The sequence below is a fragment of the Vitreimonas sp. genome, from assembly GCF_035627415.1.
Classification (GTDB): Bacteria; Pseudomonadota; Alphaproteobacteria; order Caulobacterales; family Aquidulcibacteraceae; genus Vitreimonas.
Genome location: NZ_DASPLU010000026.1, coordinates 108,436 through 130,974 on the forward strand (window position 1 = coordinate 108,436; position 22,539 = coordinate 130,974).

The 22,539-nt window shown below is 66.2% G+C and carries 28 protein-coding genes; 9 read left to right on the plus strand and 19 right to left on the minus strand.

Annotated features, from left to right (window positions below; translation table 11 throughout):
- Positions 1–82 precede the first annotated feature (82 nt).
- The 4 genes from fdxA to VEA80_RS14455 all read right to left on the minus strand — a co-directional run bounded on the left by fdxA (position 83) and on the right by VEA80_RS14455 (position 4,302).
- Positions 83–424 carry a ferredoxin FdxA gene (gene fdxA / locus VEA80_RS14440; RefSeq protein ID WP_325061462.1) on the minus strand — a complete coding sequence of 114 codons (342 nt, stop codon included), beginning with the start codon at positions 422–424 and terminating at the stop codon, positions 83–85.
- Between the two features lie 48 nt (positions 425–472).
- The gene (locus VEA80_RS14445) at positions 473–760 is read right to left on the minus strand and encodes a S4 domain-containing protein (RefSeq protein WP_325061463.1); all 288 of its coding nucleotides are present in this window, start codon (positions 758–760) and stop codon (positions 473–475) included.
- Positions 757–3,267 (minus strand): helicase-related protein, encoded by a 2,511-nt coding sequence (locus VEA80_RS14450; RefSeq protein ID WP_325061464.1) that lies wholly within the window; start codon positions 3,265–3,267, stop codon positions 757–759. The genes VEA80_RS14445 and VEA80_RS14450 overlap by 4 nt, the downstream gene beginning before the upstream one ends.
- A 240-nt stretch (positions 3,268–3,507) precedes the next feature.
- On the minus strand, positions 3,508–4,302 hold the full coding sequence (locus tag VEA80_RS14455; protein ID WP_325061465.1) for a DUF3108 domain-containing protein: 795 nt from the start codon (positions 4,300–4,302) through the stop codon (positions 3,508–3,510).
- Between the two features lie 183 nt (positions 4,303–4,485).
- Here VEA80_RS14455 and rpmB point away from each other — a divergent pair, with 183 nt between their 5' ends.
- The gene (rpmB, locus tag VEA80_RS14460; RefSeq protein ID WP_325061466.1) at positions 4,486–4,782 is read left to right on the plus strand and encodes a 50S ribosomal protein L28; all 297 of its coding nucleotides are present in this window, start codon (positions 4,486–4,488) and stop codon (positions 4,780–4,782) included.
- A 4-nt stretch (positions 4,783–4,786) separates the two neighbouring features.
- On the plus strand, positions 4,787–5,512 hold the full coding sequence (locus tag VEA80_RS14465) for a site-2 protease family protein (protein WP_325061467.1): 726 nt from the start codon (positions 4,787–4,789) through the stop codon (positions 5,510–5,512).
- Here VEA80_RS14465 and VEA80_RS14470 read toward each other — a convergent pair.
- The gene (locus VEA80_RS14470) at positions 5,473–6,453 is read right to left on the minus strand and encodes an esterase-like activity of phytase family protein (protein WP_325061468.1); all 981 of its coding nucleotides are present in this window, start codon (positions 6,451–6,453) and stop codon (positions 5,473–5,475) included. The genes VEA80_RS14465 and VEA80_RS14470 overlap by 40 nt on opposite strands.
- 14 nt (positions 6,454–6,467) lie before the next feature.
- The gene (gene cobT / locus VEA80_RS14475) at positions 6,468–8,363 is read right to left on the minus strand and encodes a cobaltochelatase subunit CobT (RefSeq protein ID WP_325061469.1); all 1,896 of its coding nucleotides are present in this window, start codon (positions 8,361–8,363) and stop codon (positions 6,468–6,470) included.
- Between the two features lie 72 nt (positions 8,364–8,435).
- On the opposite strand from cobT, the gene VEA80_RS14480 reads away from it, so the two are divergent.
- The gene (locus VEA80_RS14480; protein ID WP_325061470.1) at positions 8,436–8,612 is read left to right on the plus strand and encodes a hypothetical protein; all 177 of its coding nucleotides are present in this window, start codon (positions 8,436–8,438) and stop codon (positions 8,610–8,612) included.
- A 94-nt stretch (positions 8,613–8,706) separates the two neighbouring features.
- Here VEA80_RS14480 and cobS read toward each other — a convergent pair whose 3' ends face one another.
- Together cobS and VEA80_RS14490 are read right to left on the minus strand one after the other, a co-directional pair.
- Complete coding sequence (cobS, locus tag VEA80_RS14485) at positions 8,707–9,693, minus strand: cobaltochelatase subunit CobS (RefSeq protein ID WP_325061471.1); 987 nt, start codon at positions 9,691–9,693, stop codon at positions 8,707–8,709.
- A 122-nt stretch (positions 9,694–9,815) separates the two neighbouring features.
- On the minus strand, positions 9,816–10,439 hold the full coding sequence (locus tag VEA80_RS14490; protein ID WP_325061472.1) for a J domain-containing protein: 624 nt from the start codon (positions 10,437–10,439) through the stop codon (positions 9,816–9,818).
- A gap of 43 nt (positions 10,440–10,482) precedes the next feature.
- Here VEA80_RS14490 and VEA80_RS14495 point away from each other — a divergent pair, with 43 nt between their 5' ends.
- The 4 genes from VEA80_RS14495 (at position 10,483) to VEA80_RS14510 (ending at position 12,723) form a co-directional block, all read left to right on the plus strand.
- Complete coding sequence (locus VEA80_RS14495) at positions 10,483–10,773, plus strand: BolA family protein (protein WP_325061473.1); 291 nt, start codon at positions 10,483–10,485, stop codon at positions 10,771–10,773.
- A gap of 31 nt (positions 10,774–10,804) precedes the next feature.
- Entirely contained in the window at positions 10,805–11,386 is a 582-nt protein-coding gene (locus tag VEA80_RS14500; RefSeq protein ID WP_325061474.1) for a DUF1214 domain-containing protein, read from the plus strand.
- Positions 11,386–11,910, plus strand: a complete 525-nt coding sequence (locus VEA80_RS14505; protein WP_325061475.1) for a DUF1254 domain-containing protein — start codon at positions 11,386–11,388, stop codon at positions 11,908–11,910. Before VEA80_RS14500 ends, VEA80_RS14505 begins: the two co-directional genes overlap by 1 nt.
- A gap of 63 nt (positions 11,911–11,973) precedes the next feature.
- Complete coding sequence (locus tag VEA80_RS14510; protein ID WP_325061476.1) at positions 11,974–12,723, plus strand: hypothetical protein; 750 nt, start codon at positions 11,974–11,976, stop codon at positions 12,721–12,723.
- Here VEA80_RS14510 and VEA80_RS14515 read toward each other — a convergent pair.
- The 6 genes from VEA80_RS14515 to VEA80_RS14540 form a co-directional block, all read right to left on the minus strand.
- Positions 12,720–13,145 (minus strand): MmcB family DNA repair protein, encoded by a 426-nt coding sequence (locus tag VEA80_RS14515; protein ID WP_325061477.1) that lies wholly within the window; start codon positions 13,143–13,145, stop codon positions 12,720–12,722. The two genes, VEA80_RS14510 and VEA80_RS14515, sit on opposite strands and share 4 nt — an antisense overlap.
- A gap of 44 nt (positions 13,146–13,189) precedes the next feature.
- Positions 13,190–13,570, minus strand: coding sequence for a hypothetical protein (locus VEA80_RS14520; RefSeq protein WP_325061478.1), 381 nt, complete (start codon positions 13,568–13,570; stop codon positions 13,190–13,192).
- Positions 13,571–13,608: 38 nt separating this feature from the next.
- On the minus strand, positions 13,609–15,258 hold the full coding sequence (locus VEA80_RS14525; RefSeq protein WP_325061479.1) for a hypothetical protein: 1,650 nt from the start codon (positions 15,256–15,258) through the stop codon (positions 13,609–13,611).
- Positions 15,259–15,376: 118 nt separating this feature from the next.
- On the minus strand, positions 15,377–15,694 hold the full coding sequence (locus tag VEA80_RS14530) for a hypothetical protein (protein ID WP_325061480.1): 318 nt from the start codon (positions 15,692–15,694) through the stop codon (positions 15,377–15,379).
- 3 nt (positions 15,695–15,697) lie between these two features.
- Entirely contained in the window at positions 15,698–16,240 is a 543-nt protein-coding gene (locus tag VEA80_RS14535) for a sigma-70 family RNA polymerase sigma factor (RefSeq protein ID WP_325061481.1), read from the minus strand.
- A gap of 10 nt (positions 16,241–16,250) precedes the next feature.
- Complete coding sequence (locus VEA80_RS14540; protein ID WP_325061482.1) at positions 16,251–16,622, minus strand: hypothetical protein; 372 nt, start codon at positions 16,620–16,622, stop codon at positions 16,251–16,253.
- A gap of 124 nt (positions 16,623–16,746) precedes the next feature.
- Here VEA80_RS14540 and VEA80_RS14545 point away from each other — a divergent pair, with 124 nt between their 5' ends.
- Positions 16,747–17,856, plus strand: a complete 1,110-nt coding sequence (locus tag VEA80_RS14545; protein ID WP_325061483.1) for a serine hydrolase domain-containing protein — start codon at positions 16,747–16,749, stop codon at positions 17,854–17,856.
- A 115-nt stretch (positions 17,857–17,971) separates the two neighbouring features.
- Here the strand turns inward: VEA80_RS14545 and VEA80_RS14550 are convergent, their stop codons facing one another.
- Both VEA80_RS14550 and VEA80_RS14555 read right to left on the minus strand, forming a co-directional pair.
- Entirely contained in the window at positions 17,972–19,132 is a 1,161-nt protein-coding gene (locus VEA80_RS14550) for a ferritin-like domain-containing protein (protein WP_325061484.1), read from the minus strand.
- A gap of 129 nt (positions 19,133–19,261) precedes the next feature.
- Positions 19,262–19,708 carry a hypothetical protein gene (locus VEA80_RS14555; RefSeq protein WP_325061485.1) on the minus strand — a complete coding sequence of 149 codons (447 nt, stop codon included), beginning with the start codon at positions 19,706–19,708 and terminating at the stop codon, positions 19,262–19,264.
- Positions 19,709–19,761: 53 nt separating this feature from the next.
- Here VEA80_RS14555 and VEA80_RS14560 point away from each other — a divergent pair, with 53 nt between their 5' ends.
- Positions 19,762–20,163 (plus strand): metallopeptidase family protein, encoded by a 402-nt coding sequence (locus VEA80_RS14560; protein ID WP_325061486.1) that lies wholly within the window; start codon positions 19,762–19,764, stop codon positions 20,161–20,163.
- Here VEA80_RS14560 and VEA80_RS14565 read toward each other — a convergent pair.
- From VEA80_RS14565 to thpR, 3 genes are all read right to left on the minus strand, one after another.
- Positions 20,160–20,708, minus strand: coding sequence for a hypothetical protein (locus tag VEA80_RS14565; protein ID WP_325061487.1), 549 nt, complete (start codon positions 20,706–20,708; stop codon positions 20,160–20,162). The genes VEA80_RS14560 and VEA80_RS14565 overlap by 4 nt on opposite strands.
- Positions 20,709–20,772: 64 nt before the next feature.
- Positions 20,773–21,486 (minus strand): NAD-dependent deacylase, encoded by a 714-nt coding sequence (locus VEA80_RS14570; RefSeq protein ID WP_325061488.1) that lies wholly within the window; start codon positions 21,484–21,486, stop codon positions 20,773–20,775.
- Between the two features lie 77 nt (positions 21,487–21,563).
- Positions 21,564–22,112, minus strand: coding sequence for an RNA 2',3'-cyclic phosphodiesterase (thpR, locus tag VEA80_RS14575; protein ID WP_325061489.1), 549 nt, complete (start codon positions 22,110–22,112; stop codon positions 21,564–21,566).
- Positions 22,113–22,539: the final 427 nt, after the last annotated feature.

Sequence of the window (22,539 nt, forward strand, 5' to 3'; positions counted from 1 at the left end):
CGGCGCGTCTGCGCGCGCCACTGATTGTGGAGAGTATATAACACAGTTTACGCCGAATCGGAAGCGGCCTGCTGTCACAAGTTCAGCTGCCGGTCCCCGGCTCCGTGCTGAAGTATTTCTCGAATTTACCTTTTTCGTCCTTGAAGCGATCGGCGTCCTCGGGAGGTGTTCCCTTCACCGTAATGTTCGGCCAAGTCTTCGAATACTCGGTGTTGACGCGAAGCCACTTGCCATCGGGCTCGTCGTGACTGTCGGGCTTGATCGCGTCGACTGGACATTCAGGCTCGCAGACGCCGCAATCGATGCATTCGTCCGGATGGATGACCAGGAAGTTCTCGCCTTCGTAGAAGCAGTCGACAGGACAGACTTCGACGCAGTCCATGTACTTACATTTCACGCATGCGTCGGTGACGATGTAGGTCATTGCCGCTGACTACTCCCGTCGTTCAGATGACGAGCACGGCGCCGAGCGTCAAGCGAAGCTCTCTGCGTCAAGTTCGCTGTAAAGCAGTCGCGCTTCGGCGGGGGGGCCGCGGCGGGCGCCCAGGCCTTCAACGCGGATCGCAACCAGCTTCCCGCGCAGGGGGAACAAGAGTGCGTCGCCGATCCGCACTTCCACCGAGGGCTTCTCCAGCCGCCGCGCCACGCCGTCGCGGGCGATCCGGGCGCCGCCTTCGCTGATCAGGCGGGCTGCCGCGGCGCGCGTCTTCACAAAACGGGCGCGGAACAGCCAGACGTCGATGCGTTGGCTCTCGCTCACCCGGGCCCTCTCCGGCGGCGGCGCGGCGGTGTCGCGGACGACGGCAGCAGGTTGGCGAGCGCGGAGAAAGCGCCGTCCGGCGAGGGTTGCGGCTCGGGGCGGCGCTTGCGCGCGGCGCGCCGCCAGCGCGCGGGTGCGCCCTCGTTTTCGGCCATGCGACGATAGCCGAGCGACGAGAGGATGCCCGGCAGATCGCGCGCCGACCGGCCGATCATGCGGGCGAGTTGTGCTTCCAGCGGCTGTTCTGGGCCTTCGATAGCTTCAGCCAAGCGCTCCACTAAATCCAAACGCACGGCGAAGCGTCCGCAGGGACGGAACCCGGCGGCGGCGCATTCGCCCCACGGCCGCGCCTGCTCGAGCGGAACCGAGAGCGCGCCCGGCCGGGCAAGGAACACCGCGTGCGGTTTGCCGGGGTGGGCCGCGTGCCAGAGCAGCGCCAGCGTGTGCGCGGCGCGCGGCTTCACCAGCGCCGGCAGGAAGATCGTGTGCTTGCCCAGCTTGACGCCTTGACGCTGGAGGGCGGCGCGGCCGGCCTCGCCCATGTGGTCGAGATCTTCGTGCGCGCGATCGAGCGCACCGGCGTTCTCGATCAGGCGGAAAGCGAGCCCGCGAGCGTCCGGCGGCAAACGGCCATCGCGCCATGCGTTCTCCAGCGCAACCAGCGGGCGCAGATCGTGCGCGACCAGGCGCGCAAGCCAGAGTTCGAGCCGCTCGCGCGCGGCTGCGCGTTCGGTTTCGTGCGCGTGCTCGGCGCCGATCAGATCGAGGCGCGGCTTCAGCACCGGCGTTTTGGCGGTAAGTTTGGCGACGAACGCGCCGTCAATGCGCACGCGGCCGTCACGCGTGAGCTCGATATCGTCGTCCTCGGCCGTGGCGATGCGCGCGAGACGGCGTGAAACCTCGGGCCGGAGCGCACGCAGCGCCGCGTTGCGCACGGCGCGGCCTTCGAGACTGGAGGACGCGCGCGGATCCTGGATGAATTCGAGCCCGTCGAGCCGGCCGACGAAATGGCCTTCGACCGTCACTTCGCCCTCTTCGGAAATGCCGGCGAGCAGCGCGTCCTCGCGCTTCAGACCTTTGAGCAGCGCGCTGGTGCGGCGATCAATGAAACGCTGCGTCAGCGCCTCGTGCAGCGAGTCCGAAAGCTTGTCCTCGACCTCGCGCGTCTTCATGCGCCAGTCTTCTGCGTCTTGGAGCCAATCGGCGCGGCTCGCCGCGTACGTCCAAGTGCGGATATGGGCGAGGCGCGCCTGTAACGCGTTGAGATCGCCGTCCGGGCGATCGAGCTTCTCGATCTCGGCGCTGACCCATTGGCTCGGCACGCGGCCCCTAGGCTTGACGATGTAGCCAGCGATCCGCAGCGCCAGGGTGGCGTGCTCGTCCTTCGAGAGCTTGCGGAAATCCGGCAGCTGGCAAGCGTCCCACAGCCGGCGCACATGGTCCGGCGTGCGAATCCCATCCATCAATTCGGCTTCGTCGAGTGCGCGGCGGAGCACGAATTCATCGTCGGCGCCGCGCACGCGCAGCAATCCATTGCGCTCCGGCGGCTTCTCCAGCGAGGCTATCAAAGCTTCGACGCTGTCGAACCGCAACGTCTCGTTGCGCCATTGTACGGCTTCGATCGACTCGAACTCGTGCGCTTCGACCCGTTCGACGATCTCCGCGTCGAACGGCTCGCATTCGCCGGTTTCGCCGAACTGGCCATCGCGCGTGAAGCGGCCGGCGCGGCCGGCGATCTGGGCGATTTCGTCGGGGCGGAGATCGCGCCAGGTGCGGCCATCGAACTTGCGCCGCGAGGCGAAAGCGACGTGATCGACGTCCATGTTGAGGCCCATGCCGATCGCATCGGTGGCGACTAGGAAATCGACCTCGCCGCTTTGGTAGAGCTCGACCTGGGCGTTGCGCGTGCGCGGGCTGAGCGCCCCCATCACCACAGCCGCCCCGCCACGGTGGCGCCGCAGCAATTCGGCGATGGCGTAGACTTCCTCTGCGGAGAAGGCGACGACGGCCGAGCGCTTCGGCAGCTTGGTGATCTTCTGCGGCCCGGCATAAGCCAGCGTCGACATGCGTTCACGGCGGATGATCTCGGCGTCCGGCAAAAGCTTACGGATCATCGGCCGCATCGTGTCGGCGCCTAGCAGCATGGTTTCGCCAAAGCCGCGGGCGTTCAGCATGCGATCGGTGAAGACGTGGCCGCGGTCGAGATCGCGCGCCACCTGGATCTCGTCGACGGCCAGAAACTCGACCGCCCGATCGGACGGCATCGCCTCGACGGTGCAGACGAAATAGCGCGCGCTTTCCGGGACGATCTTCTCTTCGCCGGTGATCAGCGCCGCCAAGTGCTCGCCCTTGGCTTTCACGACGCGGTCATAGACTTCCCGCGCGAGCAGCCTGAGCGGCAGGCCGATCATGCCGCTGGCGTGGCCGAGCATGCGCTCGATCGCCAAGTGGGTCTTGCCGGTGTTGGTGGGTCCAAGGACCGCCCTGACGCGGGCGCGGGCGCTCATGCCCCGACGATGGTTGCCGGCTAAGGCGATTTCAAGCCGAAGCTGGAGAACTGGTAAGATGAGGGCGACGGAAAAGAACCAGAACGAATCACCTGCGAATCACTGCATTTGATTCGTTCTTGCGTCGTTCACGGCTAAGTCTTGTGTTTAAGACTTAAGTAACACACAAGACTACCGTCCAGCATGAAGAAGGCCGCCCGACACCTGCCGGCGGCCTTCTCATTCCAAATCTGCATCGAGTTAGCGCAGGCGCTGGCCGTTCACGGTCAACCGGCGCGCCTCGAGGCGCACGACGCCGACGCCGTCGGTCGGCATCTCGATCGTGACCGGGGCCCACATGCCGCTCTCGGTGCGGGCGAACAGGAAGGTGAGCGTCGCGGGCTCCTGCGGATCGCCGAAGCCGGCGATCGGGCGGAATTGCACCCGGCAGCGCACGCCAGGCCCCTGATAGGCGCGGGAGTTGATGTTCACCGTGCCGTTCGGCGTCAGCACGAAATCGAAGCGCGAACGGCCGTCCATGTAGATCGGCAGCGTGCGCGAACAGGGATCGCCCGTCGCCGTCACCATCGCGGCGATGGCGGTGATCTGGTCGATGACGCCGCGGCGCTGGGCGGCGGTGGCGGGCGGATCGCCCATGCCCATGCCGGCCGGGACCGAAGTGGTGGCGACGTCGTTGGCGGAGAAGGTCGCGCGCACCAGCCGGCCGTTCGGCCGGTCATCGCGGCGCCGCCCGCCCTGGTGCTGGTATTGTGTGGGGCGCAGCGTGCCATCGGCAGTGACGTTGCCGCGCACGGAATAGGTGTAATCCTGGCTTCGGCGCAGGGCCGCGCCCACCCAGCCCTTCATCTCGCGCTCGGCGGTGGCGGTGTAGGTGGAGCCGTTCTGGCGGAAGCTATAGGTGAAATCGCCGGCTTCGACGCCGCGGGCGTGCACGGAATAGACCCCGTCGAAGCTGCGGTTGCCCGATTGGGCGGCGGCCGGTCCGGCCAGCGCCAGCCCGAGCGCCAGGGCCGCGGCGGCAATCTTCTTGATCATCGTGAGCCTTCGTCCTTCTTCCACGGCCATAGATAGTGCATCGGCCCTGACGCCGGCATGAACCAAATTGGGCTTCTTCGAGGAATCCTCGCCGCAATCGTCCTCGGCCGGCCAGTTGACCCCCGCCGGCCGTTCGCGTATGCGTCCGCGCTTCAAAATTCCCACTCTAGAGAGCGCGTTCCCATGTCCCGCCGCTGCGAGCTGACCGGCGTCAACCGCCAAATCGGCCATAAGGTCAGCCACTCCAACATCAAGACGAAGCGCGAGTTCAAGCCGAACCTCGTCGACGTCACCCTGGCCAGCGACGCTTTGGGCCGCAACTTCAAGTTCCGCATCACCGCGGCGGCGCTCCGGTCCGTCGACCATCGCGGCGGCCTCGACCAGTTCCTGCTGAAGGCCGACGAGAGCGAGCTTTCCGATCGCGCGGCGAAAGTCCGCCGCGAGCTGAAGAAGAAGCTTTCGGAAGCCGCCGCGGCCTAGAGCCGTGGCCGAGCCGAACTCCGGCCTGCGCATCGGCACCTTCGCCGGCGCGCCTGTCATCGTCGAACCGGCGTTCCTGCTGCTGGCCGCCTACGTGGTTGGCTCCTCGCTGTTGCGCGGCGGCGCCGGCGCGCTGGGTGAGGCGCTCATCTTCGTCGCCGTGCTGTTCGCGGCGGTGCTGATCCACGAGTTCGGACACGCCGGCATGGCGGCGGCGCTCAACGCGCCGAGCAAGCGCATCGTGCTGACCTTCTTCGGCGGCTACGTCCAGTTCGCGCGCCAGCCGAAGCAGGGCTGGCACGAGATGGCCGTCTCGGCCGCTGGCCCAGGCGCCAATCTCGCGAGCTGGGCGCTGATCACATCGCTGATGCCGCTGCTCGCGAATTCACTGTCGCCCGAGCCGACCAGCTTCGCTCTGCTCAATGCGCTCAGCACGTTCGGCTTCATCAGCCTGCTGCTCGGCCTGTTCAATTTGCTGCCCGGCTTTCCGCTCGACGGCGGCCACATCCTGCGCGCGGCGCTGAGCTACGTCATGCCGCGGCGCAGCGCGCGCATCGCCACCGCCGTGACGGGCCTCATCATCGCCGCCGCGCTGCTCGCGTTCGCGCTCTGGGCGCAGATGTGGTGGACGCTGTTCATCGCCGGTCTGCTCGGGCTCGCGGCATGGGCCGAGCTGCGCATGGCGCGCCATCAGCGCGACGACGAAACGGAAGAGACGTCGAACGCGTAGAGCAGCGTGCGCTGGCGATCGCTGAAATTGTCGTCAGAGACGACGTAGATCCGCGTCGCGCCACTGCCGAGCCGCTGCGCGGCGATGCCTTCGAAATTATCGACGGGCATCGGCGGCGCGAGCTCGGCCAGCACGGTGAGCGCTGGCAGCGCCTCGCCACGCGCTGCGAGGCTCGTTTCGGGAAACATGGTGATGCGCGCGCGTGCGCCGATGACCGGCGCATAGAAGCGCTCGAGCGCGACAAAGCCGCCGTCCGGCAAGCGATCGAGCGCGGTCAGCGAATAGCCTAGCGCCGCGGGATAGCCGATGCGCGGCTCGACCGGCGCCTGCGCGTCGAGCGGCGCCAGCCAAAGCGGCGTCGTGCGTTGCTCGCCGCCTTCGGCGCCGACGAGCAACGCGCCCTCCGCCGTCGCCGCTATGGCTTCCAGGCCGGCGTTGCGGTGCAGCCGCTCGACGCCAGCGAGGCGCGGGCCGGGACGCGCCGCGCCGAATGGGCCGTCGCGGTTGAAGTCGTAGATGCGGATGCTCTGTGTCTGCTCGAAGCTGACGGCGAAACGGCCGTCCGGCAGCTGCGACAAGTCTTCGCTGTCGCCATGGCGCTTGGTGGGAAATAGGCGTCCGTTCTCGTCGCGCATGAAGGCGCTGCGCACATCGCTGACGCCCACGAGATCGCCGGCTTCGTTCAGCACAAGCCGGGCCTCGAACCAATCGCCATTGTCGCTGATGGCGAGAATGCGGTTGTCGTCCAGCACTTCGAGATCGGAAATGCCGCCGAACACTTCGTCCGCCGACGAGATTTCGACGCCGCCGCGGAAGCGGAGCCGGCCGACTCTCTCCGCGCCGAGCGCCACCGGCGCGGTCTCCACGTCGACCGCGCGCCACTGCTCCGGCGTGTCGATGATCGCAGGCGCGCAGGCCGAAAGGAGCGCACAAATGCTCAACAGTGCGCAGCGCATCACGCCATGACCTGGGCGCGTTGGCGGCTTTCGCGCGGGCTGCGCGGCGGCGGCAGCACATCGTCGTTGGTCGGCTCGTCGAACAGTTCGGCGAGCTTCTCGGTCATCACCCCGCCGAGCTGTTCGGCGTCGGTGATGGTGACGGCGCGGCGATAATAGCGCGTGACGTCGTGGCCGATGCCGATGGCGATCAGCTCGACCGGCGAGCGCGTCTCGATCCAATGGATCACGGTGCGCAGGTGGCGTTCCAGATAATTGCCCGGGTTAGCGGAAAGCGTGCTGTCGTCGACCGGCGCGCCGTCTGAGATCACCATGAGAATGCGCCGCTGCTCGGCGCGGCCGAGCAAGCGCTCGTGCGCCCACAGCAACGCTTCGCCGTCGATGTTCTCCTTCAGCAGCCCCTCGCGCATCATCAGGCCGAGGTTGCGGCGCGAGCGGCGCCAGGGCGCGTCAGCGGCCTTGTAGACGACGTGGCGAAGATCATTGAGCCGCCCCGGCTGCGGCGGGCGTCCCGCCTCCTGCCATTTCTGCTTCGCTTCGCCGCCTTTCCATGCGCGCGTGGTGAAGCCGAGGATTTCCACCTTGACGCCGCAGCGCTCCAACGTGCGCGCGAGAATGTCTGCGCAGAGCGCCGCGACCATGATCGGCCGGCCGCGCATCGAGCCTGAATTGTCCAACAATAGGGTGACCACCGTATCCTTGAACGGCATGTCCTCTTCCTGCTTGAACGACAGCGCTTGCATCGGATCGGTGATGACGCGGGTGAGGCGCGCGGTATCCAACAGCCCCTCTTCCAGGTCGAAGCTCCAGGCGCGGTTCTGCTTCGCCAGCAAACGGCGTTGCAGCCGGTTCGCCAAGCGGCCGACCACGCTTTGCAGCGGCTTCAGTTGCGCATCGAGATAGGCCCGAAGGCGCGCCAGCTCTTCGCCGTCGCAGAGGTCTTCGGCGCCGATCACCTCGTCGTGCGCGCGCGTGAACACTTTGTACTGCGCGTTCGGGTCTTCCGGTTCGTTGCGCGGCTTCGGCCGGATCGGCTTCTCGCCGGGCTCTTCCTGCTCGGACTCCTCGGTGTCCTCCGCTTCGTCTTCGGCTTCGACCTGGATCGTGCGGTCGCTGTCCATGTCCGGTTCGGACTCGGTCATCTGCAGCTCGGCGGAGGCGTCCTCTTCCTTCTGATCTTGACCCTCGGGCGATTCATCGGGTTGCGGCGGCGGCTGTTCGGCGTCGCTGCCGTCCTCGTCCTTGGTTTCTTCGGCGCCAAATTCGTCGCCGATGCCCAGATCGGTCAAGACGTCGCGCATCAGCATCGAGAACTCGTGCTGATCGCCGTGCACGGCGGCGAGGCGGTCGAGCGCGCCGCCGGCGTCGCGTTCGATGTCCTTGCGCCAAGATTCAACCAGCGCCTTCGCGTTTGGTGGCGGGGCGAGCCCGGTGAGCCGCTCGCGCACCAGCAACGCAACGGCGTCCGCCAGCGGCGCGATCGCCCGATCGTGCATGCGCGATGCGCCTTTGCGCTCGAGCTGATCAGTGAGCGAAGCGGTGAGATTGTTGGAGACGCCGCGCATCGCATTGGCGCCCAGCGCCTGAATGCGCATCTCCTCCACCGCATCGAACACCGCGCGCGCTTCGGCCCCTTGCGGGCGCATGCGCGCGTGCTCGGCCGCATCGTGGTGCGCGAGTCGAAGCGCCAGCGCGTCGGCCTGACCGCGGATGCGCTCGGCGTCGGGATCGGAGATGACGCGCGGCGGATGCGGCAACACGATTTTCCCCGGACTGAGGCGCGGGCCCTCAGCGCCGAACGTCACTTCGAGTTCATCCTCGCGCCCCGCGAGCGCACGCGTCGTCTGCGCCAGCGAGCGCTTGAACAGTTCGGCCGGAGTTTCTTTGGCGGACATCGGTTCCCATCATAGCCTGCGAGCGTCCCTGCGGAAGGGCGACATCACGCTCGAAAAGGGATATTGTCACTCATGACCAAGCTCACCACTGCCCAGGCCGAACGGCGGATGGAAGAATTGCTCAACCGCGTCCAGCGCGGAGAAGAATTCCTCATCAACGAAGGCGAGGCGTGCGTGAAGCTCGCGCCTCTGACAAAGGAAGAGCGCGAGCGCCTGCGTGACGAGCCGCCTCCGCGAGACGAAATCTGAAGCGAATTGCAGGCGTGGTATCGTCCAGATCCATTGATCCCTGCTCTTCGCTCCGCTGCGGCCGGGATGGCTTTCGCGGGCTAACGCCCACTACTCAAGCCACCTTCACCCTTGTCGCCGCTTCCGGCAGATCCGCGCCGAACGCGCGCTGGTAGAACTCGGCCACGGTCGGGCGCTCCAGTTCATCGCACTTGTTCAGGAACGTCATCCGGAACGCCAAGCCGACATCGCCGCCGAAAATCTCGGCGTTCTGCGCCCAGGTGATCACGGTGCGCGGGCTCATTACGGTGGAGATGTCGCCGTTCATGAAGGCGTTGCGCGTCATGTCGGCGACGCGGACCATCGACATGATCTTCCGCTTGCCGTCGCCCGTATCATAGCTCGGCGCCTTCGCCAGCACGATGTCGGCTTCGACATCGTGCTCGAGATAGTTGAGCGTCGTCACGATATTCCAGCGGTCCATCTGCGCCTGGTTGATCTGCTGGGTGCCGTGATAAAGCCCGGTGGTGTCGCCGAGGCCGATCGTGTTCGTCGTCGCGAACAGGCGGAACAGCGGATTGGCGGTGATGACGCGGTTCTGATCGAGCAGCGTCAGCTTGCCGGAAGATTCCAGCACGCGCTGAATCACGAACATCACGTCGGGGCGGCCGGCGTCGTATTCGTCGAAGCAGATCGCCACGTTGCGCTGCAGCGCCCAGGGCAGCATGCCTTCGCGAAACTCGGTGACCTGCTTGCCTTCTTTCAGCACGATCGCGTCCTTGCCGACGAGATCGATCCGGCTGACGTGACTGTCCAGATTGATCCGCACCAGCGGCCAGTTGAGCCGCGCCGCCACCTGCTCCACGTGGGTCGACTTGCCGGTGCCGTGATAGCCCTGGACGATGACGCGACGGTTGAAGGCGAAGCCGGCGAGGATCGCCAATGTTGTCTGTGGATCGAACCGGTAGGCGTCGTCGATATCGGGGACGTACTCGGTGCGCTTGGCGAAGGCCGGGACCTTCATGTCGCTGTCGACGCCGAACTCGCGGGCCGAGATTTGGCGGTCGGGCTTCATGGTGAGGAGATCGTCGGCAGTCGTCATTTCGTCTCGGCTGTGCTGGATTTGCGCATGAGCTTACCGCGCCGCAGCATGGAGAGAAAAGCGGCGTTTTGGCGAAGCTCGAATAGAACGCTTCTATGCCGGACTTGGGGGCCCCGGCCGGCCTAGACCAGCCCGCCGGCCTTCAGCGTCTGGTAGGCCTTGATGACGCGCTGCAGCTGCTCCTCGGCGCTGCGGTCGCCGCCGTTGGAATCGGGATGCCAGCGCTTCACCAGCTCGGCGTAGCGGGTGCGGATATCAGGCGCCGTCGCGTTTTCCTCGAGCGACATGGCCTCAAGCGCCAAGCTCTGCAGCCGCGTCAGCCGCCGGCGCTGGCGCACCGGCCCGTTGGCAGGCTCGCCTTCCGTGCCGAACATCGAGAACGGATCGCCGACGCGGCCGGCGCGGAAGCCGCGCATGGCCGACGAGTAGCGGTCGAGCCGGCCGCTGCGGAAGGTCCAGGTCGGACGGTGGCCGGTTTCTTCCTTCGCCTGATAGTCGGCGAACTCGGAATCGGTCATGCCGGCGAAATAGTTCCAGCGCTTGTTATAGGCGGCGGCGTGCTCGGTGCAGAAGTGCCAGTACTCCCCTTGGCGATCACGGCTTTTCGGCGCCCTATGGGCGCCCACCCGTTTGCATCCTATCTGATCGCACGAACGCTCGCCCGGCTCGCGGTCGAGCCTCGCCGCGTCAGGCTTCTTGACGCGGATGTCGACGAATTTCGGCCGGTACTCGAACGCATTCGACATGAGGATGACGAGTATGGGCGCCAGAGGTTAAGCGGACAAGGAATTGACAGACACGAAAACGCATCTTTCCCGCGCCGAGCGCATCGAGAAGCTGCTGAAACCGCAGCTCTCGCCTCACGTCTTCGTGCTCGAGGATGAATCGGCGCGCCACATCGGCCATGCCGGCGCGCGCCCGGAAGGCGAAACGCATTACCGCTTGCGCGTCGTCTCCGACGCGTTCGCCGGTTTATCGCGCGTAGCGCGTCAACGCTTGGTTTACGACGCGCTTCGTGAAGAATTCGACACGGGCTTGCACGCGCTCTCGCTCGACCTCAAAACTAGCGCGGAGGCGTGAAGCCTCGTGAAGCTTTCGCGGCGGGGAGCGAATGCTGCGGCGGGTGTTGGCTTGGGCGGCGGCGGCGCTGATCGGCGTCGCTTTGGGCGTGGGCTCGGCATGGGCGACGCTGGAGTTCGGCCGCGCCGGTTTCATCGAACATTACGGGTCCTGGGCGCATAGCCGGGCCGCCGGATCGCAGGCGGCCGGGCCGTACACCCGCGCCATTATCGCCCGCGACGGCCTCTTGGCGCTGAGCGCGCGCGAAGCGCTCTATTTCACGCTTTACGAAGACGAGGAGGGCCGCCCGCTCGACGAGAGCTGCGTCTACGATCTGAGCGGTCCGCCGCTCGCCGCGCGCTGGTGGTCGGTGACGCTTTACGACGCTGACAATTATCTCGTGCGCAACAACGACCACGCCGGCTCGATCGACGCGTCGCGCATCGGTCTCGACTCGATGTGGTCGGTCCGGGTTTCGCCGGTGCGCGGAAATGCGCCGCACTGGCTGTCCTCGCGCGCGGCCGGGCGCGACTTTTCGCTAACGCTGCGCGTCTACAACCCGCACCGCGATTTCCGGGCCAGCGCCGAGACGTTGCCGCGGCTCACGACGCTTTCCTGTGCGGGAGAAGCGTGATGGGCTGGGACAAGTACGTGTTCGGCGCGCTGCTGATCGCAGCTGTCACGCACATCGCCTGCATCTACGCGGCGCCTCGCCTGATGATGAACGTCGCGATCGAACGCGTCGGCGGGGAGAGCTACAACAGCTGGCGGCTGGCCGAACGCGTCTCGCCCGCATCGCGTCAGATCGTGCGCCCCTCGCCCGATTTCGCCTATTCGGCCTGCGCTTATGATCTGAGCGCCGGCCCGGTGACGATCTCGGCGGCGCCCTGGTCGTCCTACTGGTCGCTCTCGCTCTACGCCGCCAACAGCGACAATTACTATGTCATCGACGACCGCGAGGCCGAGTATGGCGCGGGACTGACGCTGATCCGCCGCGGCGCGCGGCGCCCGGACGGCGCCGCCATGATCGTCGAAAGCCCGAGCGAGCGCGGCATTGCGCTCATCCGCAGGCTGGCGCCCTCGCCGGCGGAATACCGCGCGGCGGCTGAAACGGCCCGGCGCGACGTCTGCGCCAGCTTGGCTAGCCTCGCTGGTTAGGGAACCGCGTTTTCAGGAACTCGCGTCCTTAGCGCCGCGTTCGCGGCACGAAGGAAAGAGCAGATGAAACGCCCGGCTTACGCCGCTGCCGCAGCAGCCGTTTTTCTCGCCGCCTGCGGGGCCTCGCAGTTTCCGCAGTTCGGCCAGTCGGCCTATCGGCTCGAAGGCCTGACGACGCCGCCCGAAGGCGGGCCGGCCACGCACACGATCATCTATCGCGACGGGCCGAAAATGCGCGTCGAGGCCACGCTGCCGGCGATCGGCCGCGCCACCATCGTGTTCGATGACGCGAGCCGCGGCGCCTACGTGCTCAATCCGGGCGCGCAGCAGACCGGCGTCGCCGCCTCCGCCATCGGCGTGCCGCCGCCGCCGCCGCCGGTGACGGTGAGCTTCGCGCCCGCCGACGCCGCCACGCCTGCGCCGCCCCCCGGCGTCGCCGTGCGCATCGACGACGCAGACGCGCCGCAGCCGCTCGAAACGGCCTGGGCGGCTCTCGGGCCGAAGAACACCCGCACTGAAGGCCTATGCGAAGTCGCCGGCGAGCGTGGGCGCTTGTGGCGGCCGCGCACGGCGGTCGCCGGCGTCGAGCGCGTGGCTTGCATCACGCGCGACGGCATCGTGTTGAAGGTCACCGAGAACGATCTTGTGCTCTGGGAAGCGACGTCGCTGCAGCGCGGCCCGCAGGACCCGTCGCTTTTCGGCGTGCCCGCCGGCTATCGCATGGTCGATCCGCAGACCATCGCCTCGGCGGAAGAACGCCGCGTCGTCGGCGCGCCCCCGCCGCTCGAGGAAGCGCCGCCGCCGCGCGGCTAACCGTTCAGCCGGAACGCCGCCAGTCGCGCGAACAGCAGCGTCACTGCCTTGCGCCGCGCCCCCGCGAGCGGGCGCACCGGGCTGTCGCGCAGGATCGCGCCGCCGAAGCCGTCGGCGACGATGAGGCCGACCTCTTCCGGAATCAGCTCGCGCGGAAAGCTCTCCGTCACGGCGAAGAAGAAGCGGTCGCAATACTCCATGTAGTCGGGCCACTTGGCGTCGACGGCGTAGTCTTCGAGGCACGATTTGGTCTCGACGATCCAGATCTCGCCCCTGGCGGTCAGGCCCATCACGTCGGCGCGCCGCCCGTTCGCGAGCGGCGCTTCGAGAACCGACGCCAGCCCATGCTCCGCCAGCATGCGCGTCACGCCGCGCGCCAGCTGCGCGGTGATCTCGGGGCGCGAATGGATTTCGTCCGGCACAGCGCTGTTTTCGCATCACCGCAGCGCAAAGCAAAACCCCGATCTCAGGCGGCTCTGCGGGCGCGCAGCCAAGCGGCCAGAAAGGCGAGTGCGAACGCGGCGTGGACGACGAGGAAGAGCTTGGCCACATCGCGCGCCTCACCGGTCAGGACGCCATACGCATCGTTGAGCGCCACGGCCGCGAAGCCGACCAGGTTGGCCAGGAGCACCGCGTCGCGGGTCTTCGACGGCTCGGCGTTGCGCGTCAGCCAGTTGAGCGCGGCGATGCCGAAGAACGGCCCGCCCAGCAGCCGCATCAGCGCCAGCAGCTCCGACGAGGCATCCGCGGGCACGGCGCCGACGCCGAATTGCGGCGTGAAGAACATGAGCCCCGCGCCGACAAGCGCCATATAGAGCGCGGCGCTTATGAGAAGCCATTTCAGCATGTAAATGCGGCGCTCACGACCGTCGCACGGTTGTCGCTCTATTTGGTGTCTACGCTCGATATATCCGTAGGAGACGTCAGGTCTATGCAGTCCGCAGACAATCGTCCCGCCGGCCTCTGCATCAGCCAACCGAGGTCGCGCTCGGTGAGATCATCATCAACCTCGTCTTCCGGTTCGAGCCCGAACGGGTCGCGAACATAGTCGTCGTAGGCGGGTCTGCAAAAGTACAGACGCCGCAGATCAAGCGCGAGCGGCGCTATCGGCTCACCCTTGGCGTTGGTCACGTTCGCCACAGCATCGGTCGTTGGCGCCACGCTGATTTCCGGCCCGGAGTTAAATGAGACCGGGCCCCCATCGCTCTGCGGGCCGGTCAGCCGAGGCGTTTCCTGGGCGCCGTTCAGTCGGCGCGCGGTGACCGCGTGCATACAGCGCCACACCAGGGGCGAGCGTATGTATTCAGCGGTAGGGCGTGAGGCGCCGCTTGTGGCGTTTGCGGCGTCCTCGATGGTCGAGCGGGTTGAATAGATGGTGCTGTATTGGTTGTTGCGCGCGTATTCCGCTGCGGCAGAATACTGGCGGGCTTCGACTCCGGTCATCCGAAACTCGTAAACAGTGCGCCTCGGTGCAGAAATCAACCCTTGCGAGCTGGCGGCGAGGATCTCAGTGAACGCCGCTTCGAGCCGCGCCGACTGTCTGCTCAACAGGCGCCCCACGTCGCCGCCCACCAATAAATTCAGCTCCGCCGGCGTCAGATTGAGTTCAGCGCGCAGAACCTCCGCCCAGTTGCGATCCTCCGCGAATGCGACGTGGCGGGCGGCCAGTGTGAATGTCGTGACGTACCGGTCGCCAAATGCGCGTTCGATATAATCCGGATGCTCCCTCGCGAACTCTGTCGCCCACGCGAAATCCGCACCGGGCGAAAGCGCAGCGGTGCGTACTCCCGCCAAGACGATGTAGCCGCTGCGATCCTGTCCGTCCTGCGAGTTAAGTCCGAAGATCTCGCCGAGACTGAAGCCCGCCCGGCGTGCTTCGCTTCCGGACCATCGGAAGATCATGAGATTTGGAATAGCGCGCAGCCGCTGCAGTTCGATTGTCGCGGCCTCCTGCCTCTGACGCGCGGCAGCTAGCTCAGCCTGAAGTTCCGTGCGTTTCGCCAAGACTGCGTCCGGCGTGAAGTCCGCCATGCCGAGCGCCTCGCGCGCGGCCGTTATGGCGGCATTCTCCTCCACGGCAAGAGGGGCTTTGGTTGCGTCCTCCTCGTTGGCTCGAATCTCACGCGCACGGCCGTCGGCCGCGTCCAGAATCGCAAGGCGAATGTTGACGGCGGATTCCATGGCTAGGGCCGAAGCGGCCAGGTCGATCGCACGGCTCACGCCAGACACGTCGTTTGCCGAGGCGCTTGAGTCGTAGATGGTCTCGATGATCTTTGAGCAGCCATAGCTTTGCGGAACAGCCAACAGCTCGGGCAGCGTGCCGCCTGGATTGGTCACGATCGAGCCGACTGAGTACGGCAGCGACACTCCAGTCACGTTGACGGCGGTGCGGAAATTGTGAGCGCCGGACCTGGAAGCCGCATCCGATCCAAGCCGCTCAATGCCCAATTGGATTACGCCATCCACACTGCGCTCAGACGACGCGCAGGCTACAACGGCCCCGGCTGTTAATACGACAAAGACCTGCCGCCACATTGACCAGCTCCCCGACTACCGCCGCGGCAAAGTTAGTCTATCTTAGGTTGTTTCGCAGCCGCAATTCTCGCGTCCGGCGCGGTTTTCCGTAGGCGCGGCTACGGGCGCCAGCAGCCGATCAATCGCTTTGATTGAGTGCGACAAGCGCCAAATATGCCGCGCTCAACGTCAACCCCGCCACGACGATCGCCGGCAGCCATAAAATAACAGCTCCGCCGCCGGCGGCGATTGGCGGCAAGACTTGCGCGGCTTGGCCATATCCGCCCGCCAAGGCCGCACCGGCGACAACGATAATTGCAAGCGATGCCGCCAGCTTGAGAAAGCGACGCAGTCGCCTCATCGAGGCCATAGCGGCGGCGACTCTCTCGCTGACGCGATCCTCATCAACAGCGCGCGCGCCATCGGCCAAGATGCGGCGAAGTCTGTCCTCGTCCACCGTCTATGCCTCCTCTTCAAGCATGCGGCGCAACAGCCGCGAGGCGCGCGCCACGTGCGATTTGACCGTGCCGACCGGCATGTTGAGTTCGGCGGCGACTTCCGCATGCGTCATTCCCTCACCATGCGCGAGTAGGACGCACGCCCGCTGCGCCGGGCTCAAGCGCGCCAGCGCCGCGTCGAGATCGAGCCGCGCGTCCGCATCGCGGCCAGCGGGATCGACAAGGGTGTCAGTTTCGGCGAGCGGCTCGGCGCGCATGCGAGTCCGTGACGCATCGACGGCCGCGCGCAGCGCGATCTGGCGCAGCCATGCGGCGAAGCGGTCAGCATCGCGCAAAGCGCGGATGTTGCGCCAGGCTTTGAGAAACGCCGCCTGCGCGACGTCCTCGGCCGTGCCGGCATCGCCGCAGACGCGCGTCAACAATCCGACGATCGCCGCCTGATGCTGGCGCACCAATCCGGCGAACGCCTCGTCGCTGCCGGCGATCGCCAGAAGCACGGTCGTGCGCATCTCGCCATCGCCGCGACACGCGTGATCGGCGCTCATGCCGTTGCAATCAATGGCGGGCGGACGACGCGCGGCGCAACCACGCGCCTGCGGCCAGCAAGCCCGCGGCCAGAAACGCCGTGAACGCCGCAATCGCCAGCAAGGGGCTGACCGATTCCGGCTCGTTGGCGCCGAGCACCAAGGCGAACACGGCGACGCCCGCGCCCGCGAAGAGCGCGATCACGCCCAACACAGTGAGGCGCTGCGCCCACGAGAGCCCGCTCGGGGCTTTCAGCCGGGCGATGGCTTCCGCGTCAGCGACGGCGCCGCTTTCAATGGCCTTTCGAATCGTCGCTTCCGTCTCACGCCGCGACAGATAACTCGTAATCGTGACCGCAAGCCCGCAGACGCCGAGCACAATCCAGAACGCAATCCAGCCCATCGGCGCACCTCGCACTTTGCATTAGACGCGCGCCGCCCGCCGTTTGGAGGCGCCCCGGCAATTTATTTCGCCAGCGCCACCAAAGCCCACGTCGCGTGCGTCTTTGGCGATGAAAGGGAGTCTCATGCCTGCCACGTCGTCGCTGCGCAACGCCGCCATCGCGCTTTCGCTCTTAGCCGCCTTTGTCTCGCGCGCAGATGCGCAAATACCCGCCTCCGTCGTGCGCGACATCGAAAGCGGCGCCGCCGAGGCCGGCTTCAGCGGCGTGATCTTGGTTTCCGAACCCGGCGCGCCGCCTTACTTGGCCGCCTTTGGCCTCGCCGAACGCACGTTCGGCGCACCCTCGCAGCCCGACACGCGCTATCCGATCGCCTCGATCACCAAGCTCTTCACCTCAGTTCTAATTTTGCAACTGACCGACGCCGGTCTGCTCAGCCTCGATGCGCCGTTTGGCGCTTATCTTCCCGACTATCCCGGCGAGGGCGCCGATCGCATCAGCGTGCGGATGCTGCTCAACCACACCTCCGGTCTCGCGCAGTTCGACACCATCGGCAGCTACGAAGAAGCGGTCGCGCACGGGCTGCCGAACTATCAGCGCCCGATTGCGCCCAACAACATCATCGAGGTCTGCTGCAGCGGCGCGCTTGCTGCCCCGCCGGGGACTAGGTTCGACTACAACAATGCCGACTACTTTGTGCTTGGCCGCATCATCGAGCGTCTGACCGGCCTCAGCTACGAAGAGGCTTTGCGCACGCGCATCCTTGAACCGCTTGGTCTTCGCGACACCGGGTTGCTGCACTGGGACGCGATCACGCCGCGGCTCGCGTCCACCTATTTCTATAGCGATGGCGCGGACGCGCCTGTCGCCGATCTGCCGGTCTATTGGGAAAACTGGTACGCCGCCGGCGCCATGTACTCGACAGCGGCCGACATCGCGCGATTCGCCGACGCTGTGTTCGGCGCCGACCTTATATCCGAAGCGGCTCTCCAGCAGTTGCTGACGCCGGCGTTCGACGAATATGGCCTCGGCGTCTGGAGCTACAGCTTCGAACGCAACGGCCGACGCTATCGTGTGGCCAAACGCCCGGGCAGCATCATGGGCGCGAACGCCGTGCTCTACCGCTTAGTCGACCAAGAGGTCACGATCGTGCTTCTCGCCAACACGAACCGCGCCGATCTTGACCTGTTCGCGCAGCGCCTGGCCGCCGCGCTGATTGACGCCCAGTCCGAGTAGCGACGGCTCGCCCCGAACCCAGTCGCGGACGCGGCCGTATCGGCAACCTGCACGCAAAACGCCCCGCTCTTGCGAGCGGGGCGTCCTGCTTTGCGTTCGGGAAATTTGAAGCGCCCTACTCCGCCGCCACCGCAGCCGCCTTCACTTCGTCCAGCGCGCCGGTGTTGATGCCGAAATTGATCGTCTTCAGGTATTGGATGCCTTCGTCGGCGATGGCGTCGCCGACCATTTCCTCGCCCTCTGCCTTGAACTCCTCGAAGTTCACGTAGGTGGCGTAGAACGGCGCGGTGCGTTCGGTGATGATGCCGGCGTTCCAGAGCGTCTTCACCAGCACGCGGAAGATGTTGGTGGCTTCCTTCATGTGTTCGCGGCGCGCCTCGTCGGTCGCGACTTCCTGGAAGCCCTGCATCACCTTGTCGGGGTCCAAACCGAACTGCTCGTAGATCGCCGTCATCTGGTGCGGCGCGACCAGATTGAACAGCAGCGTCTGGAAGCAGTGCGCCGCCCAATTCTCGACGATCTCGTGCTCTTCCTTCGAGAGCTTGGGGATCGTGCGGTCGGCCCAAATCTTCCCGAACTTGTGGTGGAAGGCTTCGTCCGTCATGACGAGCTGGGTCAGCTTCTTCGCCAGCGGATCGTTCCATTCTTTGAAGATCGAGGCGAAAGCGCCCATGGCCAGGCCCTCGACCAGCATCTGCATGCCGATGATCTTCTTATAGACTTCCGGCGCGTGCACGATCTCTTGCAAGAGGCCCGCGAGCACCGCGCCACATGGCAGCGGCGAGCCCCAGCGGGCGATGATGTATTTCGCGAACGCGGTGACGTGGCGGCCTTCTTCGCGCGTCTGGTTGGCCGCATATTCCTGCGCGCCGGGATCGCGCAGCACATGGCAGAGCGAAGCGGAGAGGTTCAGCGCGCCCTGCTCGCCGTGCAGGATCGCCGACATCTGCCAGCGCGCCATCTGGCTCTTGAAGCGCAACAGCTCGGCCGGCTTATCGGCGAAGTGGTCCTTCACGTAATCGGTCTGCAGCGCCGGGACCATGTGATCCGGGATGAAGTCGGTCGTGTCCGGATCGAAATCGTCCTGGAAGTCGATGTATTTCTTGTCGAGCGGATCCCAGAAGTGATCGTGCGTGGCCGAGATGATCTTGTCGAAGGCCGACGAGCGATTCAGGTGCCGGTTGATGTCCAGCATCTGACTGAAGTCGGTCGGCGGCACCGCGTCGTACACCTCGTCCTTGGTGATCTGACGGATCGGAGCTGCTGAATCGGCCATCGCGTCTCTCCCCGCGTGCGGCCGGGCGTGCGCCGGCCATTGTTCTGGATGACGCACGATAATTCAGCTCTTGACGCCAATCAAGAAAAATGACGGCAGCGTCAACTTACCTGACGCGGAATTTACCGTTCAGGGCGTCACGGAGAGCGAATAGCTCCCGGAGGCTTGCCGGCCGGAAGCGTTCTCGACCACGACCACCACCGGCAGCCCCGCCTCCGGAATGTCCAGCTCCGCGGTCTCGCGATTGCCGCCGGTGGTCGCCACCACGAACAGCAGCCGCCCGCCAGCGCGCTCGCCGTTGGCGTCGGCCGGGTAGACCGCCACCGTTTCGGTGCCGCCGCCCGTGCGCGCCTCCAATGTCACCGTACGCCGGCCAGGCGCCGCAGCGCGCAGCGTGTGATTGAATCGCGAGAACTGATCGGAATCCCACTCGCCTGCGTATGGCCCGAGATCGGCGGCCGGAGCCTCGGGCGCGGCGGCGTCGGTCGCCGGCGCGGGCGTCTCCGGCGCGGGCGCTTGCGTGGTCTGGCCGCAGGCGGCGATGCTGAGCACAAGGGCGGCGATGATGATACGCATGAGCTGGCCTCCTATCTCGCCAGCTAAGCCCAACCCGGCTCCGAACACCACCGATGACCGACGATTCCCTCGCCCCTTCCCTCGACGATCTCGAACGCCTCGCGCGCAAGTCGTGGGAGGCGCTGCCGGCGGAATTCAAGGCGCTGGCCGGAGACGTGCTGATCCGGATCGAGGATTTCGCCGATGAGAAAACGTTGGCGGAGATGGAGATCGAAGATCCGTTCGAGCTGAGCGGGCTTTATGTCGGCGTCGATCTCACGCGCCAATCGATCAGCGATCCGACGCCCACGCAAACGATGGTTTTCCTCTACCGCCGCGCCATTCTCGACGAATGGATCGAGCGCGGCGACATCGGCCTCGCCGACCTCGTCTCACACGTGCTCGTGCACGAAATCGGCCATCACTTCGGTCTCAGCGACGAGCACATGGATCGGCTGCTGGAAGAAGCGGACTAGCGCCGCCGTTCGCGCCGGCTCGCGGGCACCGCCAGGCGGTCAGCCATGCCGAGGCTTTGGCGGCAGTATTCTTCCGGCGAGGTGAGCTGCGGGCGCATCGGATCGCTCTCGAACGCCGACTGCACCTGCATTACGCATTGATCCCACGCGCGAACGTCTTCCATGCGCTCGGCGATCGAACGCGGATCGCCGGCGGGCGGACGCACTTGCTGCTCGCGCTGGCCGGGCACCACGATCGCATCGTCCGGATCGCTTTGCGCGCGGCGCGGCTGCGTGGGCGGCGGCGCGGCGACATCCGGCGCAGCGGCCGGCGCCGTCGTGGTCGGCGCCGGCGCTGTCACAAGCGGCGGATTGGTCGTCGGCGCGGCCGATGGCTGGGCGCCGGTTTGCGGCGGCGGCAGAGTCGGAGCGGTTTGGGCCGGCGCCGCAGTCGATGCGGCGGGCGGTGGCGCAGGCGCGCGGCCAGCGTTGCGCCCGGCGGGCTCCAGCCCCGCGCACGCGGCCAAGGCGATCGACGCCGCCACAATCGCCACACGTCGCATCATCCGGGGCTCCTTGTTCCGTATTGGGTAAACACTGTAACGCCAATTGCGGCGCCGCCTAGCCTGGTCACATTTGCCCGATCAGTTCGGCCGCCCAGGCGGGCACGATCTCACTCGCTTTGCCGTAGCGTGCGGCGTCGAACAGAAACGCGTTCTCCGACGGTTCGAGATTGATTTCCATCGTCTCGATGTCGCCGCTGCGCGCGGCGGCGACGAAACCGGCCGCCGGATAGACCGCGCCCGAAGTGCCGATCGACACGAACAGGTCGGCCGCGGCCAGCTTTTCGTAGATCGTGTCCATTTCTAACGGCGTTTCGCCGAACCAGACGACGTGCGGACGCAAGCCGCCGATGCGCCCGCAGGCGCCGCAGCCGAGCGCGAGTGAAAGTTCGCCGTCCGCTGCGGTCACGTCGCCGCAATCATGGCAGCGCACCTTGCCGATCTCGCCATGCATGTGGATCACGTTCTCGGCCCCGCCCGCTTCGTGCAAGTGATCGATGTTCTGCGTGCAGATTGTGACCTCGCCGCCGCGGCCGGCCCAGGCGCGCTGCAGCTGACCGAGCGCAACGTGCGCCGGGTTGGGCCTCACGTCTCGATGCGAGTTGCGGCGGAGATTGTAGAACTCCAGCACCCGCGCGGGATCGCGTTCATAGCCCGCGAGCGAAGCCACGTCTTCGACCCGGTACTCAGCCCAGAGCCCGCCTTTGTCGCGGAAGGTCGAAAGCCCGGACTCCGCCGACACGCCGGCCCCGGTCAGAATGAAGATCTTGGCAGGAACCACCGCACCCCTCCGCTTTGGTTGTGGAGAAGTAAGGCTTGGCGGAACCAAGACAAGATCGGCGATTGTCGGAGCGAGCCTCAACCTCTCAGGGGATACTCCGCTTCGAGCCGGTAAAGGCTTGGAGCGGATCTCCGCGTCCAGCTGGAATAGAGCCCGAAGCTCTCGACCCGAAACGGCGGCGCTTCGAACAATCCCAAACGCTGCTCGAACGCTTGCACGCGATCGAGCGGCGCACGGGCGAGATAAGCCAGCGTCACGTGTGGCGTGAACTTGCGCGACTCGGGCTTCAGCCCGGCGCGCCGCGCCGCCCGCTCGCAACCGGCGGCGAGCTTCTTCAGCGGCTCGCTCTCCGCCGCGCCGATCCAGAGCGCGTGCGGATCCGCGCCGCCGAAACTGCCGGCGCTCTTCAGCGCAAGTTCGAACGGCGCATTCGCCTCCGCGGCCTCGCCGAGCGCGCCATCAATGTCGTCCGCCACCGGCTCGGCCACTTCGCCGAAGAAACGCAGCGTCAGATGCAAATTCTCGCGCGGACGCCACTTCGCCCCCGGCACGCCGCGCATCAAAGCGAGCAGTCGCTCGGCGATGTGATCTGGAAGCGCGATGGCGGCGAAGAGGCGAAGTGACATGCGATGAGAGGCAAGTAGGCGGAAGGCAAATAGGCAGTAGCCGTAGAGCACACGCTCGGACGCGTTTGGCGTCGTGCCGGGCGGCGACGCTCGACCTGTCCAATCTCCCTATTGCCTATTTGCCCACTTGCCTATTTGCCCAACACCCGTCGTACACGTTTTGTTCAACCCTACATCACCATACGCTGAAACGTCGCCTGACGCCGGCCGACAACGAATCCTTCCGCTTACCCTGCAGCACCATTGCTGCGCGCGGTGTTTTCATCGGACGGGAAGACTCTCGAACGCGCGCCGTAGCCCAGGTGGAGTCTGCTGCATGAGCTATGCTGCGGGAACCGGCGGAGGGCGCCGATGTCTTCCGACACCGGAAAGATCGTATCAACACGTCCGAGCGTCAAGCTTGGAACACCATTTGTGATCGCATTGA

Bases quoted from the DNA above. Each gene is read 5' to 3' on its own strand.
- fdxA (WP_325061462.1), bottom strand. From the start codon at position 424: ATGACCTACATCGTCACCGACGCATGCGTGAAATGTAAGTACATGGAC.
- VEA80_RS14450 (WP_325061464.1), bottom strand. From the start codon at position 3,267: ATGAGCGCCCGCGCCCGCGTCAGGGCGGTCCTTGGACCCACCAACACC.
- VEA80_RS14455 (WP_325061465.1), bottom strand. From the start codon at position 4,302: ATGATCAAGAAGATTGCCGCCGCGGCCCTGGCGCTCGGGCTGGCGCTG.
- rpmB (WP_325061466.1), top strand. From the start codon at position 4,486: ATGTCCCGCCGCTGCGAGCTGACCGGCGTCAACCGCCAAATCGGCCAT.
- cobT (WP_325061469.1), bottom strand. From the start codon at position 8,363: ATGTCCGCCAAAGAAACTCCGGCCGAACTGTTCAAGCGCTCGCTGGCG.
- VEA80_RS14480 (WP_325061470.1), top strand. From the start codon at position 8,436: ATGACCAAGCTCACCACTGCCCAGGCCGAACGGCGGATGGAAGAATTG.
- cobS (WP_325061471.1), bottom strand. From the start codon at position 9,693: ATGACGACTGCCGACGATCTCCTCACCATGAAGCCCGACCGCCAAATC.
- VEA80_RS14490 (WP_325061472.1), bottom strand. From the start codon at position 10,439: ATGTCGAATGCGTTCGAGTACCGGCCGAAATTCGTCGACATCCGCGTC.
- VEA80_RS14500 (WP_325061474.1), top strand. From the start codon at position 10,805: ATGCTGCGGCGGGTGTTGGCTTGGGCGGCGGCGGCGCTGATCGGCGTC.
- VEA80_RS14505 (WP_325061475.1), top strand. From the start codon at position 11,386: ATGGGCTGGGACAAGTACGTGTTCGGCGCGCTGCTGATCGCAGCTGTC.
- VEA80_RS14510 (WP_325061476.1), top strand. From the start codon at position 11,974: ATGAAACGCCCGGCTTACGCCGCTGCCGCAGCAGCCGTTTTTCTCGCC.
- VEA80_RS14520 (WP_325061478.1), bottom strand. From the start codon at position 13,570: ATGCTGAAATGGCTTCTCATAAGCGCCGCGCTCTATATGGCGCTTGTC.
- VEA80_RS14525 (WP_325061479.1), bottom strand. From the start codon at position 15,258: ATGTGGCGGCAGGTCTTTGTCGTATTAACAGCCGGGGCCGTTGTAGCC.
- VEA80_RS14535 (WP_325061481.1), bottom strand. From the start codon at position 16,240: ATGAGCGCCGATCACGCGTGTCGCGGCGATGGCGAGATGCGCACGACC.
- VEA80_RS14540 (WP_325061482.1), bottom strand. From the start codon at position 16,622: ATGGGCTGGATTGCGTTCTGGATTGTGCTCGGCGTCTGCGGGCTTGCG.
- VEA80_RS14545 (WP_325061483.1), top strand. From the start codon at position 16,747: ATGCCTGCCACGTCGTCGCTGCGCAACGCCGCCATCGCGCTTTCGCTC.
- VEA80_RS14550 (WP_325061484.1), bottom strand. From the start codon at position 19,132: ATGGCCGATTCAGCAGCTCCGATCCGTCAGATCACCAAGGACGAGGTG.
- VEA80_RS14555 (WP_325061485.1), bottom strand. From the start codon at position 19,708: ATGCGTATCATCATCGCCGCCCTTGTGCTCAGCATCGCCGCCTGCGGC.
- VEA80_RS14560 (WP_325061486.1), top strand. From the start codon at position 19,762: ATGACCGACGATTCCCTCGCCCCTTCCCTCGACGATCTCGAACGCCTC.
- VEA80_RS14565 (WP_325061487.1), bottom strand. From the start codon at position 20,708: ATGATGCGACGTGTGGCGATTGTGGCGGCGTCGATCGCCTTGGCCGCG.
- thpR (WP_325061489.1), bottom strand. From the start codon at position 22,112: ATGTCACTTCGCCTCTTCGCCGCCATCGCGCTTCCAGATCACATCGCC.